This is a genomic window from Citrobacter sp. Cf116 (assembly GCF_030336505.1).
GTDB lineage: Bacteria > Pseudomonadota > Gammaproteobacteria > Enterobacterales > Enterobacteriaceae > Citrobacter > Citrobacter freundii.
The window spans coordinates 419,994-437,885 of sequence record NZ_JAOWEQ010000034.1 but is presented as its reverse complement, the minus strand read 5'-3'; the positions used below and the strand labels follow the sequence as shown (position 1 = coordinate 437,885).

18 protein-coding genes are annotated in these 17,892 nt (G+C 53.1%); 13 read left to right on the top strand and 5 right to left on the bottom strand.

The genetic code is table 11. The annotated features are described in order from the left end of the window. Positions 1-30 precede the first annotated feature (30 nt). Positions 31-360: a cell division protein ZapA gene (gene zapA, locus OGV74_RS07470; protein WP_003026980.1), complete on the bottom strand. Its 330-nt coding sequence runs from the start codon at positions 358-360 to the stop codon at positions 31-33. 167 nt (positions 361-527) lie between these two features. Here zapA and OGV74_RS07465 point away from each other — a divergent pair, with 167 nt between their 5' ends. From OGV74_RS07465 to OGV74_RS07430, 8 genes are all read left to right on the top strand, one after another. Further along, complete coding sequence (locus OGV74_RS07465) at positions 528-1,106, top strand: YecA/YgfB family protein (RefSeq protein ID WP_003026978.1); 579 nt, start codon at positions 528-530, stop codon at positions 1,104-1,106. Between the two features lie 24 nt (positions 1,107-1,130). Then, positions 1,131-2,456 carry a Xaa-Pro aminopeptidase gene (gene pepP, locus OGV74_RS07460; protein WP_086504557.1) on the top strand — a complete coding sequence of 442 codons (1,326 nt, stop codon included), beginning with the start codon at positions 1,131-1,133 and terminating at the stop codon, positions 2,454-2,456. Beyond that, positions 2,453-3,631, top strand: coding sequence for a 2-octaprenyl-6-methoxyphenyl hydroxylase (ubiH, locus tag OGV74_RS07455; RefSeq protein ID WP_086504556.1), 1,179 nt, complete (start codon positions 2,453-2,455; stop codon positions 3,629-3,631). The genes pepP and ubiH overlap by 4 nt, the downstream gene beginning before the upstream one ends. Positions 3,632-3,770: 139 nt before the next feature. Next, entirely contained in the window at positions 3,771-4,973 is a 1,203-nt protein-coding gene (ubiI, locus tag OGV74_RS07450; protein ID WP_003838254.1) for an FAD-dependent 2-octaprenylphenol hydroxylase, read from the top strand. A 452-nt stretch (positions 4,974-5,425) separates the two neighbouring features. After that, positions 5,426-6,520: a glycine cleavage system aminomethyltransferase GcvT gene (gcvT, locus tag OGV74_RS07445; RefSeq protein WP_086504555.1), complete on the top strand. Its 1,095-nt coding sequence runs from the start codon at positions 5,426-5,428 to the stop codon at positions 6,518-6,520. A 25-nt stretch (positions 6,521-6,545) separates the two neighbouring features. Then, positions 6,546-6,935, top strand: a complete 390-nt coding sequence (gene gcvH / locus OGV74_RS07440) for a glycine cleavage system protein GcvH (RefSeq protein WP_003026965.1) — start codon at positions 6,546-6,548, stop codon at positions 6,933-6,935. A gap of 131 nt (positions 6,936-7,066) precedes the next feature. Further along, the gene (gene gcvP / locus OGV74_RS07435; RefSeq protein ID WP_286520607.1) at positions 7,067-9,940 is read left to right on the top strand and encodes an aminomethyl-transferring glycine dehydrogenase; all 2,874 of its coding nucleotides are present in this window, start codon (positions 7,067-7,069) and stop codon (positions 9,938-9,940) included. Positions 9,941-10,001: 61 nt separating this feature from the next. Continuing rightward, positions 10,002-10,745 carry an SDR family oxidoreductase gene (locus OGV74_RS07430; protein ID WP_286520605.1) on the top strand — a complete coding sequence of 248 codons (744 nt, stop codon included), beginning with the start codon at positions 10,002-10,004 and terminating at the stop codon, positions 10,743-10,745. Between the two features lie 94 nt (positions 10,746-10,839). Here OGV74_RS07430 and bglA read toward each other — a convergent pair whose 3' ends face one another. Both bglA and OGV74_RS07420 read right to left on the bottom strand, forming a co-directional pair. Then, a complete protein-coding gene (gene bglA, locus OGV74_RS07425; RefSeq protein ID WP_086504553.1) occupies positions 10,840-12,273 on the bottom strand; it encodes a 6-phospho-beta-glucosidase BglA in 1,434 nt (477 codons plus the stop codon). Between the two features lie 120 nt (positions 12,274-12,393). Continuing rightward, a complete protein-coding gene (locus OGV74_RS07420; protein WP_003838265.1) occupies positions 12,394-13,122 on the bottom strand; it encodes a MurR/RpiR family transcriptional regulator in 729 nt (242 codons plus the stop codon). Positions 13,123-13,174: 52 nt separating this feature from the next. On the opposite strand from OGV74_RS07420, the gene yqfB reads away from it, so the two are divergent. Next, entirely contained in the window at positions 13,175-13,486 is a 312-nt protein-coding gene (gene yqfB, locus OGV74_RS07415; RefSeq protein WP_003026949.1) for a N(4)-acetylcytidine aminohydrolase, read from the top strand. 162 nt (positions 13,487-13,648) lie between these two features. Beyond that, complete coding sequence (trhA, locus tag OGV74_RS07410) at positions 13,649-14,308, top strand: PAQR family membrane homeostasis protein TrhA (protein WP_003026947.1); 660 nt, start codon at positions 13,649-13,651, stop codon at positions 14,306-14,308. 93 nt (positions 14,309-14,401) lie between these two features. Here trhA and ygfZ read toward each other — a convergent pair whose 3' ends face one another. Next, a complete protein-coding gene (ygfZ, locus tag OGV74_RS07405) occupies positions 14,402-15,382 on the bottom strand; it encodes a tRNA-modifying protein YgfZ (protein ID WP_003026944.1) in 981 nt (326 codons plus the stop codon). Between the two features lie 256 nt (positions 15,383-15,638). Between ygfZ and sdhE the strand changes: the two genes are divergently transcribed. After that, complete coding sequence (gene sdhE / locus OGV74_RS07400) at positions 15,639-15,905, top strand: FAD assembly factor SdhE (RefSeq protein WP_086504552.1); 267 nt, start codon at positions 15,639-15,641, stop codon at positions 15,903-15,905. After that, entirely contained in the window at positions 15,886-16,293 is a 408-nt protein-coding gene (locus OGV74_RS07395) for a protein YgfX (protein WP_003026936.1), read from the top strand. Before sdhE ends, OGV74_RS07395 begins: the two co-directional genes overlap by 20 nt. A gap of 44 nt (positions 16,294-16,337) precedes the next feature. On the opposite strand, the gene fldB is transcribed toward OGV74_RS07395, so the two are convergent. Continuing rightward, positions 16,338-16,859 carry a flavodoxin FldB gene (fldB, locus tag OGV74_RS07390; RefSeq protein ID WP_003026933.1) on the bottom strand — a complete coding sequence of 174 codons (522 nt, stop codon included), beginning with the start codon at positions 16,857-16,859 and terminating at the stop codon, positions 16,338-16,340. Between the two features lie 113 nt (positions 16,860-16,972). Between fldB and xerD the strand changes: the two genes are divergently transcribed. Continuing rightward, positions 16,973-17,869: a site-specific tyrosine recombinase XerD gene (gene xerD / locus OGV74_RS07385; protein WP_003026928.1), complete on the top strand. Its 897-nt coding sequence runs from the start codon at positions 16,973-16,975 to the stop codon at positions 17,867-17,869. Positions 17,870-17,892: the final 23 nt, after the last annotated feature.

The window sequence follows — 17,892 nt, the reverse complement described above, 5'->3', positions numbered from 1 at the left end:
GGTCACTCTACCACAGTAAACCGAAAAGTGTTATTCAAAGTTTTGGCCCGTTTTTTCGGTTATGCGACCCTGATCAAGCAACGCCTGTTCGATGGTCTGTTGTAGCATCCGAATACGTTGTTCCATGCTCGCCGCGTACTCACGCGTCTTCGCTTTTTCCTGAGTTAATTCATAGCTGATGTTCAACGCGGCGATGAAAACCAACTGCTCAGTATTTGTGACTCTAGTGCGAACTTTCAGATCTTGCAATCGCTGATTGAGATCGTCCGCAGCCTGATTCAACGCATCCCTTTGTTCAGGCGGGCAATTCACTCGCAGTGAACGGCCAAATATTTGGATATCGACGGGTTGTGCAGACATGCCACCTTCCTGCTGATTGACTGCGCTGCCTTCGTCTCCAGACCGTGGGTCCGCGAAGGGGCGACACTATAGCTACCCTGGTATCAAGATACAAGCCCTTTTCTGGTCCACCAGGGTCCAAAGTGGTAGCATACCATGAATATTCCTCCCTTTGATGACGAATGCTTATGTCTATACAGAACGAAATGCCTGGTTACAACGAAGTTAGCCAGTTTTTGAACCAACAAGGGGCTGGATTAACCCCGGCCGAAATGCACGGCTTGATAAGCGGAATGATTTGCGGTGGAAACAACGACAGCTCATGGCAGCCGCTGTTGCACGACCTGACGAACGAAGGTCTGGCCTTTGGTCACGAGCTGGCTCAGGCGCTGCTGAAAATGCACTCTGCCACCAGCGATGCCCTCGAAGACGACGGCTTCCTTTTTCAGCTTTATCTGCCTGAAGGGGATGACGTCAGCGTGTTCGATCGCGCCGATGCGCTGGCGGGATGGGTAAACCACTTTTTGCTGGGCCTTGGCGTCACGCAGCCGAAGCTCGACAAAGTAACCGGCGAAACCGGGGAAGCGATTGACGACCTGCGCAATATCGCGCAGTTAGGGTATGACGAAGACGAAGATCAGGAAGAGCTGGAAATGTCGCTCGAAGAGATCATCGAATACGTGCGCGTAGCCGCTTTGCTGTGTCATGACACGTTTACGCGTCAGCAGCCGACTGCGCCGGAAGTTCGTAAACCGACTCTGCACTAAGAACGAAACGCAAAGGAGAGTGTGATGAGCGAGATATCTCAGCAAGAATTCCAGCGTCGTCGCCAGGCTTTACTGGCACAAATGCAGCCCGGCAGCGCCGCGCTGATTTTTGCTGCGCCTGAAGCGACGCGCAGCGCGGACAGTGAATACCCGTACCGCCAAAGCAGTGATTTCTGGTACTTCACCGGTTTTAACGAACCTGAAGCCGTGCTGGTGCTGATTAAAAGCGATGACACTCATAACCATAGCGTTTTGTTCAATCGGGTTCGCGATCTGACGGCGGAGATCTGGTTTGGTCGCCGTCTGGGCCAGGATGCTGCCCCGGCAAAACTTGGCGTTGACCGGGCGCTGGCCTTCAGTGAAATCAACCAACAGCTGCACCTGTTGCTCAATGGCCTGGACGCGGTGTACCACGCACAGGGCGAATATGCCTGGGCCGACGAGATTGTGTGCACGGCACTGGATAAACTGCGTAAAGGCTCCAGACAAAATCTGCACGCACCTGCCGCGATTATCGACTGGCGTCCAATGGTGCATGAGATGCGCCTGTTCAAATCACCGGAAGAGATTGCGGTCATGCGTCGTGCCGGAGAAATCACCGCGCTGGCGCATACCCGTGCGATGGAAAAATGCCGTCCGGGAATGTTTGAATACCAGTTAGAAGGGGAGATTCACCACGAATTTACCCGCCATGGTGCGCGTTATCCGTCCTATAACACGATTGTCGGCAGCGGTGAAAACGGCTGTATCCTGCATTACACCGAAAATGAAAGTGAAATGCGCGATGGCGATTTGGTGCTGATCGACGCTGGCTGTGAATACAAAGGCTATGCGGGCGACATTACGCGTACCTTTCCGGTAAATGGTAAATTTACCCCAGCACAGCGTGAAATCTACGATATCGTGCTGGAATCCTTAGAGACCAGCCTGCGTCTGTATCGTCCCGGAACGTCCATTCAGGAAGTCACTGGCGAAGTGGTGCGCATCATGATTACGGGTCTGCTGAAACTCGGTATTTTGCACGGTGATGTCGATCAGTTGATTACCGAAAATGCACATCGCCCATTCTTTATGCATGGTCTAAGCCACTGGCTTGGGCTGGATGTGCACGACGTCGGCGTTTATGGTCAGGACCGCTCACGTATTCTTGAGCCGGGAATGGTGCTCACCGTCGAGCCGGGACTGTATATCGCGCCGGACGCCGATGTACCGCCGGCTTATCGTGGTATCGGCATTCGTATTGAGGATGACATTCTCATCACCGAGGACGGCAATGAAAACCTGACCGCCAGCGTAGTGAAGAAAGCGGATGACATTGAAGCCTTAATGGCTGCGGCGCGACTGCAATGAGCGTGATTATCGTTGGTGGTGGTATGGTTGGCGCGACGCTGGCGTTGGCCATTTCTCAGCTCAGCCATGGGACTCTGCCGGTTCATCTGATAGAAGCGAGCGAACCTGAAACTGACCGCCATCCCGGGTTTGATGCCAGGGCGATCGCTCTGGCGGCAGGAACCTGCCAACAGCTGGCGCGAATTGGCGTATGGCAGGCGATTGCCGATTGCGCAACGGCCATTAAAACGGTTCACGTCAGCGATCGCGGTCATGCCGGATTTGTGACGCTGGATGCGCAGGAATACCGTATTCCGGCTCTGGGCCAGGTGGTAGAACTGCACGACGTCGGGCTGCGTCTGTTTGCGCTGCTGCGCAAAGCTCCGGGCGTCACATTGCACTGCCCCGACCGCGTAGCCAGCGTGTCGCGCACACAGGAGCGCGTAGAAGTTACGCTGGAAAATGGCGAAGTGATTGATGGTCGCCTGCTGGTGGCCGCCGACGGTACGCGCTCCGCACTGGCTACCGCCTGCGGTGTTGACTGGCTGCAACAGCCTTATGAGCAACTGGCGGTAATTGCCAACGTCACAACCTCTGTACCGCACGACGGGCGAGCGTTTGAACGCTTCACGCAATATGGTCCGCTGGCAATGCTGCCGATGTCTGACGGTCGCTGCTCGTTGGTGTGGTGCCATCCGCTGGAGCAGCGTGATGAGATTATGGCCTGGTCCGACGAACAGTTTTGCCGTGAACTACAAACCGCTTTTGGTTGGCGACTGGGACGTATTACCCAGGCCGGTAAACGCAGCGCCTACCCGCTTTCGTTAACTACAGCGCTGAAGGCGATTACCCATCGTACCGTGCTGGTAGGGAACGCCGCCCAGACGCTGCATCCCATTGCCGGGCAAGGTTTCAACCTGGGCCTGCGTGACGTAATGAGCCTGGCTGAGACGTTGATGCAGGCGGAAAACGGCGCGGAAGATGTGGGTGATTATGCGGTGCTGGCACGCTATCAGCAGCGCCGCGAAAGCGATCGTGATACGACGATTGGTGTGACCAATAATTTAGTGTATTTGTTTGCCAATCACTGGGCCCCGCTGGTTGTTGGCCGTAATGCCGGGCTGATGGCGATGGAATTATTCCCCCCTGCGCGCGATGCGCTGGCGGAGCGGACCCTGGGCTGGGTTGCGCGCTAAATATAATCTGTAGGCCGAATTAAAGAAGTAGGCCTGATAAGCGCAGCGCCATCAGGCAATGTCGCGGAATTGATGCCGGATGGCGGCTTTGCCTTATCCGGCCTACGGTTTTTGATTGTCCTATTTTCAGGAGCAAACAGTGCAAAGTGTTGATGTAGCAATTGTTGGTGGCGGCATGGTAGGACTGGCGGTTGCCTGCGGCTTACAGGGCAGCGGGTTGCGCGTTGCTGTATTAGAACAACATGTTCCGCAGCCGTTGGCGGCGGATGCACCTCCTCAGCTTCGTGTTTCGGCCATTAATGCCGCCAGCGAAAAACTGCTTACCCGTCTTGGCGTCTGGTCCGACATTGTTGCCCGTCGCGCTTGCTGCTACCACGGCATGGAAGTCTGGGACAAAGACAGCTTTGGACGTATTGCGTTTGATGACCAGAGCATGGGCTACAGCCATTTGGGGCACATTGTCGAAAACTCAGAGATTCATTATGCGCTGTGGCAAAAGGCGCAGCGTTCAGCGGATATTACGCTGATGGCACCTGCTGAATTACAGCAGGTGGCCTGGGGTGAGAACGAAGCATTTCTGACCCTGAAAGATGGCGCGATGCTGACGGCTCGTCTGGTCGTCGGTGCTGATGGTGCTAACTCCTGGCTGCGCAACAAAGCGGATATTCCGCTCACCTTCTGGGATTATCGTCATCATGCGCTGGTGGCGACTATCCGTACGCAGGAAGCGCACGGTGCAGTTGCGCGTCAGGCGTTTCACGGCGAGGGGATCCTGGCATTCCTGCCGCTCAGCGATCCACACCTGTGTTCTATCGTCTGGTCGCTCTCGCCGCAGGAAGCAGAACGTATGCAGCAGGCAAGCGTTGACGAGTTTAATCAGGCGCTGAATATCGCTTTTGATAATCGTCTGGGGCTGTGCAGCCTTGAAAGCGAACGCCAGGCATTTCCGCTGACGGGACGTTATGCCCGTCAGTTCGCCGCCCATCGTCTGGCGCTGGTGGGGGATGCGGCGCATACCATCCACCCGCTGGCGGGTCAGGGGGTTAACCTTGGCTTTATGGATGCGGCGGAGTTGATCGATGAACTTAAGCGGCTACAACGTCAGGGTAAAGATATTGGGCAGTATCTCTATTTACGCCGCTACGAGCGCAGCCGTAAGCACAGCGCAGCGCTGATGCTGGCAGGGATGCAGGGATTCCGTGAACTGTTTGCAGGCGAGAATCCGGCGAAAAAACTGCTACGTGATATTGGGCTGAAACTGGCCGATACCCTCCCGGGCGTAAAACCACAACTCATCCGTCAGGCGATGGGACTGAACGATCTTCCCGAGTGGTTACGTTAGTGTCCGTAAGGACAATCTTAAGAGTTTGAGACCCGTCACACTTTCCTCTCCCGGCCTGCGCGCCGGGGTGCTTCTCTCATTTGAAATAATCTAATTCCACGCCTTTTTTCGCATTAGTTTTTTTAATATCACGTTTTTTTCATAACGCCATTTTTGACATTTTTTCCACATTTAATGTGGATTGGTGCTGTAAGTTTGCGCTTATCTTTGTTTGTTATTCTGATTTCTTACTATATACATGGAGTTTTATTCTGTTGCCGATCTGGCTGTTTTTCGCCATAAGCTAATGTGATGGTTAATTTTGACTTATGGTTTAGCGTCTGTTTCGGTGGTAAGTTCAGGACAAAGAGAACGTTTGCGTCGTAGCCCCTGGAGCGGCTGCGGTGCTGGGTTTCGTGGCGAAAATTTCACCGCGAAAGAGTTGGTAGCCCCGCTTATTCAACGAGGAAAAGATGGCTCAACAGACTCCTTTGTACGAACAACACACGCTATGTGGCGCGCGCATGGTCGATTTCCATGGCTGGATGATGCCACTGCATTACGGTTCTCAGCTCGATGAACACCATGCTGTTCGCACCGATGCCGGAATGTTTGATGTGTCGCATATGACCATCGTCGACCTGCGCGGTAGCCGCACCCGGGAGTTCTTGCGTTATCTGCTGGCAAACGACGTCGCGAAGCTAACGAAGACGGGTAAAGCCCTCTACTCCGGTATGCTTAACGCTTCGGGCGGCGTGATAGATGACCTGATTGTCTACTACTTCACTGAAGACTTCTTCCGCCTCGTTGTAAACTCCGCCACCCGCGAAAAAGACCTCTCCTGGATTACCCAACACGCTGAACCATACGCTATCGACATCACCGTTCGTGACGACCTGTCGCTGATTGCGGTACAGGGGCCAAACGCACAGGAAAAAGCAGCTACGTTGTTTACTGACGAGCAGCGTCAGGCGGTAGCAGGCATGAAGCCGTTCTTTGGCGTTCAGACGGGTGACTTGTTTATCGCAACCACCGGTTATACCGGCGAAGCAGGCTATGAAATTGCCATGCCGAATGAAAAGGCGGCAGATTTCTGGCGTGCGCTGGTACAAGCAGGTGTCAAACCTTGCGGTCTCGGCGCGCGTGACACGTTGCGTCTGGAAGCGGGCATGAACCTGTACGGTCAGGAGATGGACGAAGGGATTTCTCCACTGGCGGCTAACATGGGCTGGACCATCGCATGGGAACCAGCTGACCGCGACTTTATCGGTCGTGAAGCGTTGGAAATGCAGCGTGAAAAAGGCCACGAACAACTGGTCGGGCTGGTGATGACCGAGAAAGGCGTGCTGCGTAATGAACTGCCGGTGCGCTTCACCGATGCTTCCGGCAACCAGCAGGAAGGCATTATCACCAGCGGGACATTCTCCCCAACTCTTGGTTACAGCATCGCGTTGGCGCGTGTCCCTGCGGGTATCGGCGAAACTGCGATCGTGCAGATCCGTAACCGCGAAATGCCGGTAAAAGTGACTAAACCTGTTTTTGTGCGTAACGGCAAAGCCGTCGCGTAATTCATCCTTTTTTGGAGATTGATTGATGAGCAACGTACCTGCAGAACTGAAATACAGCAAAGAACACGAATGGCTGCGCAAAGAAGCTGACGGCTCTTACACCGTTGGTATCACCGAACACGCTCAGGAGCTGTTAGGTGACATGGTTTTCGTTGACCTGCCAGAAGTTGGCGCAACCGTCAGCGCGGGCGATGATTGTGCCGTTGCGGAGTCCGTAAAAGCGGCATCCGATATCTATGCGCCAGTAGGTGGTGAGATTGTGGCGGTTAACGACGCGCTCAGCGACTCCCCGGAACTGGTCAACAGCGAGCCGTATGCGGGCGGCTGGATTTTCAAAATCAAAGCCAGCGATGAAAGCGAAATTGAATCGCTGCTGGATGCGACCGCATATGAAGCATTGTTAGAAGACGAGTAAATACGCTTTTGCCGGATGGCGCTGCGCTTATCCGGCCTACAAAGCATGCGTAGACCCGGTAAGCGCTAGCGCTGCCGGGCTCGTAGACAGAGACAATCACGATTCACTGCACGTTTCAGGAACCATCGCCCATGACACAGACGTTAAGCCAGCTTGAAAACAGCGGCGCTTTCATTGAACGCCACATCGGACCGGACGCCGCGCAGCAGCAAGAGATGCTGAATGCGGTTGGCGCCGAGTCGTTAAACGCGCTGATCGGCCAGATTGTGCCGAAAGACATTCAGCTCGCAACCCCGCCGCAGGTGGGCGAGGCGGCGACCGAATACGCTGCGCTGGCTGAATTAAAAGCCATCGCTGGGCGTAACAAGCGCTTCACGTCCTACATTGGCATGGGCTACACCGCCGTGCAGTTGCCACCGGTTATCCTGCGCAACATGCTGGAAAACCCGGGCTGGTACACTGCGTATACGCCGTATCAGCCAGAAGTTTCTCAGGGGCGTCTGGAAGCGCTGCTCAACTTCCAACAGGTCACACTGGATCTGACGGGGCTGGATATGGCTTCCGCTTCTCTGCTGGATGAAGCCACCGCGGCGGCTGAAGCGATGGCGATGGCAAAACGCGTCAGCAAACTGAAAAACGCCAACCGCTTCTTCGTTGCGGCTGATGTTCATCCGCAAACGCTGGATGTTGTGCGTACTCGTGCGGAAACCTTTGGTTTTGACGTGATTGTCGATGACGCGGCGAAAGCACTGGATCACCAGGATGTGTTTGGCGTGCTGTTGCAGCAGGTTGGCACCACCGGTGAAGTGCATGACTACAGCAAACTGATTACCGAGCTGAAATCCCGTAAAGTTGTGGTCAGTGTCGCTGCCGACTTTATGGCGCTGGTACTGCTGACTGCTCCGGGCAAACAGGGCGCGGATATCGTTTTCGGTTCTGCACAACGCTTCGGCGTACCGATGGGTTACGGTGGCCCACACGCGGCATTCTTCGCCGCTAAAGACGAATTCAAACGCTCCATGCCAGGCCGTATTATCGGCGTCTCCAAAGATGCGGCGGGCAATACCGCACTGCGCATGGCGATGCAGACTCGTGAGCAGCATATCCGCCGCGAGAAAGCGAACTCCAACATTTGTACCTCGCAGGTCCTGCTGGCCAACATCGCCAGTCTGTATGCTGTTTATCATGGTCCGGTTGGCCTGAAACGCATTGCTAATCGCATCCACCGCCTGACTGATATCCTGGCAGCCGGTCTGCAACAGAAAGGATTGAAGCTGCGTCATGCACATTACTTCGACACCCTGTGCGTTGAAGTAGCCGATAAGGCCGCAGTGCTGGCGCGTGCCGAAGCGGCAGAAATCAACCTGCGTAGCGATATCCATAACGCGGTAGGTATTACGCTCGATGAAACCACCACCCGTGAAAACGTGGTGCAGTTGTTCAATGTACTGCTGGGCGACAGTCACACTCTGAACATCGATACGCTGGATAAAGACGTGGCGCTCGACAGCCGTTCTATTCAGGAAAGCATGCTGCGTGACGATGCGATCCTCAGCCACCCGGTGTTCAACCGCTATCACAGCGAAACCGAGATGATGCGCTACATGCACTCACTGGAGCGTAAAGATCTGGCGCTGAATCAGGCAATGATCCCGCTGGGTTCCTGCACCATGAAGCTCAACGCCGCTGCCGAGATGATCCCTATCACCTGGCCTGAATTCGCTGAGCTGCATCCTTTCTGCCCGCCAGAGCAGGCTGAAGGTTATCACCAGATGATCGGCCAGCTTTCCGAGTGGTTGGTTAAACTGACCGGTTATGATGCCGTCTGCATGCAGCCGAACTCCGGTGCGCAGGGCGAGTATGCGGGTCTGCTAGCGATTCGTCATTATCACGAAAGCCGTAACGAAGGTCATCGCGATATCTGTCTGATCCCGGCTTCTGCCCACGGTACCAACCCGGCGTCTGCACAGATGGCGGGTATGCAGGTAGTGGTGGTCGCCTGTGATAAGAACGGCAACATCGACCTGTACGATCTGCGAGCAAAAGCAGAACAACATGCCGACAACCTTTCTTGCATCATGGTGACCTACCCATCCACCCACGGCGTTTATGAAGAAACGATCCGTGAAGTGTGCGACGTTGTGCACCAGTTCGGCGGCCAGGTTTACCTGGATGGCGCGAACATGAACGCTCAGGTTGGGATCACCACGCCGGGCTTTATTGGCGCAGATGTCTCGCACCTCAACCTGCATAAAACATTCTGCATTCCGCACGGCGGCGGCGGCCCAGGTATGGGACCGATCGGCGTGAAATCACATCTGGCGCCGTTTGTACCGGGCCACAGCGTAGTGCAGATTGAAGGGATGCTGACCCGTCAGGGCGCAGTTTCTGCGGCGCCGTTCGGTAGCGCATCCATTCTGCCAATCAGCTGGATGTACATCCGTATGATGGGCGCAGAAGGTCTGAAGCAGGCAAGCCAGGTGGCGATTCTTAACGCTAACTACATTGCCAGCCGTCTGAAAGATGCTTATCCGGTACTGTATACCGGTCGCGATGGTCGCGTGGCGCATGAATGTATTCTCGACATTCGTCCACTGAAAGAAGAGACCGGCATCAGCGAACTGGATATTGCCAAGCGTCTAATCGATTACGGTTTCCATGCGCCGACTATGTCATTCCCGGTCGCGGGTACCCTGATGGTTGAACCGACTGAATCTGAAAGCAAAGTGGAACTGGATCGCTTTATCAATGCGATGCTGGCAATCCGCGCTGAGATCGATCGCGTGAAAGCCGGTGAATGGTCACTAGAAGATAACCCGCTGGTTAACTCACCGCACACGCAAAACGAGCTGGTCGCGGAGTGGAATCACGGTTATAGCCGCGAAATCGCCGTCTTCCCGGCGGGTGTGGCGAACAAATACTGGCCAACCGTGAAACGCCTTGATGACGTTTACGGTGACCGTAACCTGTTCTGCTCCTGTGTACCGATGAGCGAATATCAGTAATCTGCTGATTCAACTATCTTTTAAAGGCGCTTCGGCGCCTTTATTTTTTGGGAGAAACGTTATGGCTATAGCATTGGTGACGGGCGGCAGTCGTGGCATTGGTCGAGCAACCGCGCTGCAACTGGCGCAAGAGGGTTACACGGTCGCCGTGAATTTTCATCACAATATTCGTGCGGCAACCGAGGTGGTGAACAACATCGTCGCTGCAGGCGGTAAAGCATTTGCTTTGCGTGCGGATATCAGTGATGAAAGCCAGGTAGTGGCAATGTTTGAGTCTATTGACCGTGAAGGCGAGCAACTGACTGCCCTGGTGAATAATGCCGGGATCTTGTTTGAGCAAAGCACGGTCGAAAACTTAACCGCCGAACGAATTAATCGCGTACTGGCAACCAACGTTACCGGCTATTTTCTGTGCTGTCGGGAAGCGGTAAAGCGCATGTCGTTCAAGCACGGCGGTCAGGGTGGATCGATTGTAAATGTCTCTTCGGCGGCATCGCGGCTTGGTGCGCCATTCGAATATGTTGATTACGCGGCCTCGAAAGGCGCTGTGGACACGCTCACCACCGGCCTGGAGCTGGAGGTTGCGGCGCAAGGGATCCGCGTAAACTGCGTGCGACCTGGTCTTATCTACACTGAAATGCACGCATCAGGCGGCGAGCCGGGAAGGGTCGATCGCGTGAAATCACTGTTGCCTATGCAGCGTGGCGGGCAGCCGGAAGAAGTCGCGCAGGCAATTACCTGGCTGTTGAGCGAGAAGGCATCTTACGTAACGGGCAGTTTTCTGGAACTGGCAGGCGGGAAGTAGGGATTTAATTGCCGGATAGCGCTGCGTTTATCCAGCCTACGGGAGTATAACCTGTAGGCTGGATAAGGCGTTTACGCCGCCATCCGGCAAAAAATTACAGATTCTCGCCGTTGCTGGCAATCACCGTTTTATACCACTCAAAACTCTTCTTTCGTGAACGCGACATATCGCCGGTGCCGTCGTCATGTTTGTTCACGTAGATAAAGCCGTAACGTTTGCTGTACTGACCGGTGGTAAACGACACGCAGTCGATGCAACCCCATGGCGTGTAGCCCATCAGGTCTACGCCATCATAGGTCACCGCTTTCATCATTTCTTCGATGTGGGCGCGCAGATAGTCGATGCGATAGTCGTCGTTGATGCTGCCGTCTTCTTCTACCTTGTCATAAGCGCCAAACCCGTTTTCAACGATAAACAGCGGCTTCTGGTAGCGTTCATACAGCTCACATAAGGCATAGCGTAGACCGACGGGGTCAATCTGCCAGCCCCAGTCGGAGGCTTTTACGTGCGGGTTCGGTACGCTGCCCTCAAAACCAGAAATGGCATCGCCGCTGCCGCCTTCCGCTTTTACCGCGTTGGTCATGTAGTAACTGAATCCGAGATAGTCACAGGTGCCTTCACGCAGGATTTGCTCATCGCCGGCCTCCATTCGGATGTTGAATTCGCGGCGTTCCCACTCGTTCAGTACATATGATGGATAGTAGCCGCGCAGCTGAACGTCAGTGAAAACGTAGCGCTCACGCATCGATTCCTGCGCGAACATCACATCTTCAGGCTTACAGGAGAACGGGTACAGTGGCACCATCGCCAGCATGCAGCCGACTTTCATTTCCGGGTTGATGCGACGTGCCGCCTTTACCGCCAGCGCGCTGGCCACGAACTGGTGATGCAGCACCTGGTACATAGTCTCTTCAGGGTTTTCATGCTCGGTATACACCACGCCGGAGCAGCAATAGCCAAACAGCGGCGCGCGCCAGTTACGCTGGTTGTTGATCTCATTGAAGGTCATCCAGTATTTGACCTTGTGCTTATAGCGCTCAAAAACGACTTCAGCAAAACGGACAAAGAAATCGACGACTTTACGATTGGTCCAGCTACCGTACTGTTGAACCAGGTGCAGCGGCATTTCAAAGTGGGAAAGGGTGATGACTGGTTCAATGTTGTACTTCAGCAGTTCATCGAACATGTCGTCGTAGAACTTTAGCCCTTCTTCATTCGGTTGGATTTCGTCCCCTTTGGGGAAGATACGGGTCCAGGCGATGGAGGTACGGAAGCATTTGAACCCCATCTCGGCAAACAGCTTGATGTCTTCTTTGTAATGACTGTAAAAATCGACAGCTTCGTGGTTGGGGTAGTACTTACCGGGCTCAACTTCCTGAGTGATTTCTCGCGGAACACCGTGTGCCCCTCCGGTCAGTACGTCGCAAATGCTGGGGCCTTTGCCACCTTTGTTCCAGCCGCCTTCAACCTGGTGCGCCGCAACCGCGCCGCCCCATAAAAAATCGTTTGGTAAGGTAAGTTTTTTCATCTGCGCTCAGTCTCAAATTAATACAATCTGATTTTGAGTCTAACAAAGGAAAGATAAATGTCACGATATAACAAAATAGCGTAAATGTGGTTTGTTACATCAAAAAAACAGATTGTTTTTTTACGCTATTCTTTTCGCCAGCTTGCGACCGAGTGATTCCAAAATATAAATAACGGGGATCTGCGTGGTTATATCGTATACCCCGGCAATACGTGTTTGTGGAACATGCCAGGAGAGGTTAAAGTCGGCGAGTTTCGCCAGGCGAGAGTGTTCATGGCTGGTGACCGACAGAACCTTACAGTTGTGCAGACTGAACTGGCTGGCAAAGCGCAGGATCTCTTCTGTTTCACCAGATACGGAAAGCACGATCGCTAGCGCGTTTCTGGCCATGTCGTTAGTTACCGGGAAATAAGGATCGTCAATGTGATTACTGAATTTACCGACGTTTGAGAAAAAACGTGCGCCATATTTTGCCAGCGCTCCAGACGTTCCTGCTCCGACGAATATAATACGTTCGGACGATAATATAATATCAACAGCCTGATCGAGCAGTTTATCGAACTCGTCGTTATTGACGCCTTTAAAGAAACTGATAATTTCGCTGGCACCGAAATTAGCCTGTTGCGGTTCATTCTGCTCTAAATATAATTTGAAGCGCACGCGAAATTCTGAGTAACCTTCACATTTAAGCTTGCGGCAAAAGCGCAGTACGGTGGTAGTAGAAACACCCACGGCATCGGCCAGCTCGCGAATGGTCATGTACATGACTTTGTCACGGTTTTTGATGACATAGTTGTAGACCAGCATCTCAAGATTGTTGAGACTGGCAATGGCAGCGTGGGAGAACATACTCACAATGGCAAAACTCACTCATCAGACTTCATCTACAGGGAATAATAACATGCAGCCAAATGACATCACTTTTTTTCAGCGTTTCCAGGATGACATTCTGGCCGGACGCAAGACCATCACCATTCGTGACGAGTCCGAATCACACTTCAAAGCCGGGGACATTTTACGGGTTGGGCGCTTCGAAGATGACGGTTACTTCTGCACGATTGAGGTTGTTGGCACCTCAACCGTCACGCTGGATACGCTAACGGATAAACATGCCCAGCAGGAAAACATGACGCTTGAAGAACTTAAACATGTGATTGCCGAGATTTACCCGAATCAGACGCAATTTTATGTGATTGATTTTAAATGCCTTTGATTTAAAGAAACATCTGTTAGTTGAAAAATCACTTACAACACAATGATTTTAAAGGATTAATATTAATTTGATATTTATTTTAGCTAACAGGTGTTCACTGGAACCATTCTCAGTTACGCTAGAGGCGCAATAACGAAAGTGTTCGTTTCTGGGGAGTAACTTATGGTTCAGAAGCCATTAATCGCGCAGGGATATTCGTTGGCAGAGGAAATAGCCAATAGCATCAGTCACGGTATCGGGCTGGTGTTTGGGATTGTCGGACTGGTGTTATTACTGGTCCAGGCAGTAGATACCAACGCCAGCGCTATGGCCATTACCAGCTATAGCCTGTACGGCGGCAGCATGATCCTGCTGTTCCTCGCCTCAACCTTGTATCACGCGATCCCCCATCAGAGAGCGAAAGTCTGGCTGAAAAAATTTGACCACTGTGCGATTTATCTGCTGATTGCCGGGACCTACACGCCATTTCTGCTGGTGGGGCTTGATTCGCCGCTGGCACGTGGACTGATGATTGTTATCTGGAGCCTGGCGCTGATCGGTATTTTATTCAAACTGACCATTGCGCACCGATTTAAGGTTCTGTCGCTGGTAACCTACCTGACAATGGGCTGGCTATCGCTGATTGTGGTGTATCAACTGGCGGTTAAGTTGGCAGCGGGAGGCGTGACGTTGCTGGCTGTTGGCGGTGTGGTGTATTCCCTGGGCGTAATTTTCTACGTCTGTAAGCGTATTCCTTATAACCATGCGATCTGGCACGGCTTTGTGCTGGGCGGCAGCGTTTGCCACTTCCTGGCGATCTATCTGTACGTTGGTCAGGCGTAATCACTGACGCCGGATGGAGGCTAGCGCCTTATCCGGCCTACAAAACAAAAGCCAGCATGCCTGATAGACGCATCGCAATCAGGCATTATTCATTTACTCTTCCAGCGAATACGGCAGCGGTACGATTTGCAGCGTTTTTGCGTCGTCACGAACGCGGAACACGCTGTCGGCCTCCATGTCGTTATTCATCACAACCTGCACCAGTACCTGACCATCGGCCAGTTTTACTGCGGCAAGTACGGTACCGGTACGACGCCAGTTCTCGCCCATTTTTAATTCAAGGTCTTCGCCAGCTTCCGGTACTCGACCGGCGGCACCCGCCAAAGTCCACATGGCGCGTTTATTGGCTCCGCGGAATTTTGCACGAGCAACCATTTCCTGACCGGTGTAGCAGCCTTTTTTAAAGCTGATCCCGCCCAAAGCCTGCAGATTGGTAGCCTGTGGAATAAACTGTGCACTGTTGGCTGTATCAATAACGGGGATACCCGCTTCGATATCCAGCGCCAGCCACTGCTGGCTGTTATTTAACTCTGCTTCGCCACGCAGCTTTTCAACCAAGGTTTCTGCTGTGGTGGCATCAACGATCAGCAGAAAACGTTCAGCAGGGTGTTCGAACCACAATACCGTGGAGGCACCTTCGGTAATGACCTGCTTATCACTGTTCGGTAATTCGCTAAAGAGATTGGCCAGCGCTGCACGTGCCTGGAATCCCGCTACGCCCAGCAGGACACGCTCGTCATCCGGGGCAATCGCCACCTTCGAGAAGACCGCGTATTTTTTCAACTCGGTGAGCTGCGCATCACGCAGGCTACGGCGCTCAAGCCATGCAAAACCGTCACCCTGTCGGAACAGACGCAGGTTGCTCCACATTTTACCTTTGGCGTCACAATGTGCAGCTAACAGGTGCTGATGCTCGGTCATCTGGCTGACATCCGCCGTGACCTGACCCTGAATATACTTCTCACTGTCGACACCGGTGATGGTGGCGAGCGCCCAGTCATCTAGCGTCATTAGCGTCAGAGGCAAACGCGTTGACGCGAAAGGCTGGCGAGGAGGAAAAGATGTAAAAGCCATAATAATGTCCTGATTTGCTTAACGCAGTGATAATGACTAATGGTAAAAGAGCTATGGCCCATTGCAAGCGGTTTAAACAGGCTATTTGTGCCATATATTGCGCTTTGCGAGGAAACATCAAAAAATGGTGAATCCTTTGGCTTAATAAGGTTTTATTTAGCGAGCGAGCTTCAGTTTACTGATATTCCCGTAAAAGAGCGGGAAAAACACGTTACAATAGCGGGATACTTCGTTTTCGCGAGACAGGGAGAAGAACATGGATATTAACAACAAAGCACGTATTCATTGGGCATGCCGCCGCGGTATGCGCGAGCTGGACATCTCGATCATGCCGTTTTTCGAATATGAATATGACAGCTTAAGTGACGAAGAAAAGCGTATCTTTATCCGTCTGCTAGAATGTGATGATCCAGATTTATTTAACTGGTTGATGAATCATGGGAAACCAGCTGATGCTGAGCTGGAGCAGATGGTGCGACTTATCCAGACACGGAATCGGGAACGTGGTCCAGTGGCAATCTGATTTACGCGTATCATGGCGCGCGCAGTGGCTTTCACTGCTAATTCATGGGCTGGTCGCGGTGTTTATTTTATTGATGCCCTGGCCATTGAGCTACACCCCATTATGGCTGGTTTTGCTCTCTCTGGTGGTATTCGATAGCGTTCGCAGTCAGCGTCGAATCAACGCCTGTCAGGGTGAGATTCGGCTGTTGATGGATGGCCGTCTGCGCTGGCAAGGGCAAGAGTGGTCTATCGTTAGCGCCCCCTGGATGGTTAAAACAGGCATGATGCTGCGTTTGCGCTCTGATGCCGGAAAACGTCAACATTTGTGGCTGGCGGCAGACAGTATGGATGATGCAGAGTGGCGGGATTTACGGCGGTTGATGCTGCAAAAGGCGAAGCAGAAGTAGCACTGACGGTAAGGTTGCGACCTTAGCCGTCAGTCGGCAGAAATTCAGGACCAGTGTTCGGCCATTTCGCCAAGAATTTGCTCGCACCAGGCCTGAATGCGTTCATCGCTGAGATCGTACTGGTTCGTTTCATCCAGCGCCAAACCAACAAACAGCTGTCCATCGGCAATGACGGGTTTATCGCTGGTGAATTCGTAGCCTTCGGTGGGCCAGTAGCCGACAAACTTTACACCTTTGGTGATCAGTTTATCGTGCAACATACCCAGCGCATCCAGGAACCATTCACCGTATCCCAACTGATCGCCCATACCGTAAAGCGCGACAATCTTTCCTTCCAGGTTGAGGTCGTCCAGTTGCTCCCAGACCGCTTCCCAGTCCTCCTGAATTTCACCGAAATCCCAGGTTGGGATGCCCAAAATGAGCACGTCATACTGCTCCATTAGGGTCGGGGAATCGTCTTTGAGGTTGTGCAGTGTCACCAGTTCGGGACCCAGGATATCGCGGATTTTTTCTGCTGCCATTTCGGTGTAGCAGGTGCTGGAACCGTAAAAAAGACCCATGTTCATGACGTAAACATCTCAATTCTGCTGTAGCGTTGCGGGTAGTGTAACAGAATCGCCGCAATCCCGGCACAATGAGGCATAATGCATCAAAAATGAGAGTGGAATAAGGGGCGCGAGTGGAACAGGATCTGGCGCGCATCGAGCAGTTTCTTGATGCCCTGTGGCTGGAACGAAATCTGGCGGAAAACACATTAAGTGCGTATCGTCGCGATCTGACCATGCTTGTGGAATGGTTACATCACCGCGGCGCTTCGCTTGCGACCGCGCAAAGTGATGATCTGCAAGCCTTGCTGGCTGAGCGGATGGATGGAGGGTATAAAGCCACCAGTTCTGCACGTTTGCTCAGTGCGACGCGACGTTTTTTTCAGCATCTGTACCGCGAAAAATATCGCGAAGATGACCCCAGCGCCTCGCTTGCATCACCTAAACTTCCGCAGCGTCTGCCCAAAGATCTCAGCGAAGCGCAGGTAGAACGACTGCTGCAGGCGCCGCTTATCGATCAACCGCTGGAGCTACGCGACAAAGCCATGCTGGAAGTGTTGTATGCAACGGGCCTGCGCGTGTCTGAACTGGTAGGACTGACGATGAGTGACGTCAGCCTGCGTCAGGGCGTGGTACGGGTGATCGGTAAAGGTAACAAAGAGCGCCTTGTCCCGTTGGGTGAGGAGGCAGTGTACTGGCTGGAAACATACCTGGAGCATGGGCGTCCATGGTTGCTCAACGGCGTATCGATTGATGTGCTGTTTCCTAGTCAGCGGGCGCAACAGATGACCCGTCAGACCTTCTGGCATCGTATCAAACACTATGCTGTGTTGGCGGGAATCGACAGCGAAAAGCTGTCACCGCACGTCCTGCGGCACGCATTTGCCACGCATCTGCTCAACCATGGCGCAGATCTGCGCGTGGTGCAGATGCTACTGGGGCATAGCGATCTCTCGACAACGCAAATTTATACTCATGTCGCAACGGAGCGCTTGCGGCAACTACATCAACAGCATCACCCGCGAGCGTGAGTGCTGACAGGATAGGATAGGCT

Coding starts and splice junctions, on each gene's coding strand:
- pepP (WP_086504557.1), top strand. CDS start 1,131: ATGAGCGAGATATCTCAGCAAGAATTCCAGCGTCGTCGCCAGGCTTTA.
- OGV74_RS07465 (WP_003026978.1), top strand. CDS start 528: ATGTCTATACAGAACGAAATGCCTGGTTACAACGAAGTTAGCCAGTTT.
- zapA (WP_003026980.1), bottom strand. CDS start 360: ATGTCTGCACAACCCGTCGATATCCAAATATTTGGCCGTTCACTGCGA.
- OGV74_RS07430 (WP_286520605.1), top strand. CDS start 10,002: ATGGCTATAGCATTGGTGACGGGCGGCAGTCGTGGCATTGGTCGAGCA.
- yqfB (WP_003026949.1), top strand. CDS start 13,175: ATGCAGCCAAATGACATCACTTTTTTTCAGCGTTTCCAGGATGACATT.
- fldB (WP_003026933.1), bottom strand. CDS start 16,859: ATGAACATGGGTCTTTTTTACGGTTCCAGCACCTGCTACACCGAAATG.
- gcvP (WP_286520607.1), top strand. CDS start 7,067: ATGACACAGACGTTAAGCCAGCTTGAAAACAGCGGCGCTTTCATTGAA.
- gcvT (WP_086504555.1), top strand. CDS start 5,426: ATGGCTCAACAGACTCCTTTGTACGAACAACACACGCTATGTGGCGCG.
- ygfZ (WP_003026944.1), bottom strand. CDS start 15,382: ATGGCTTTTACATCTTTTCCTCCTCGCCAGCCTTTCGCGTCAACGCGT.
- gcvH (WP_003026965.1), top strand. CDS start 6,546: ATGAGCAACGTACCTGCAGAACTGAAATACAGCAAAGAACACGAATGG.
- ubiH (WP_086504556.1), top strand. CDS start 2,453: ATGAGCGTGATTATCGTTGGTGGTGGTATGGTTGGCGCGACGCTGGCG.
- sdhE (WP_086504552.1), top strand. CDS start 15,639: ATGGATATTAACAACAAAGCACGTATTCATTGGGCATGCCGCCGCGGT.
- bglA (WP_086504553.1), bottom strand. CDS start 12,273: ATGAAAAAACTTACCTTACCAAACGATTTTTTATGGGGCGGCGCGGTT.
- OGV74_RS07420 (WP_003838265.1), bottom strand. CDS start 13,122: ATGTTCTCCCACGCTGCCATTGCCAGTCTCAACAATCTTGAGATGCTG.
- trhA (WP_003026947.1), top strand. CDS start 13,649: ATGGTTCAGAAGCCATTAATCGCGCAGGGATATTCGTTGGCAGAGGAA.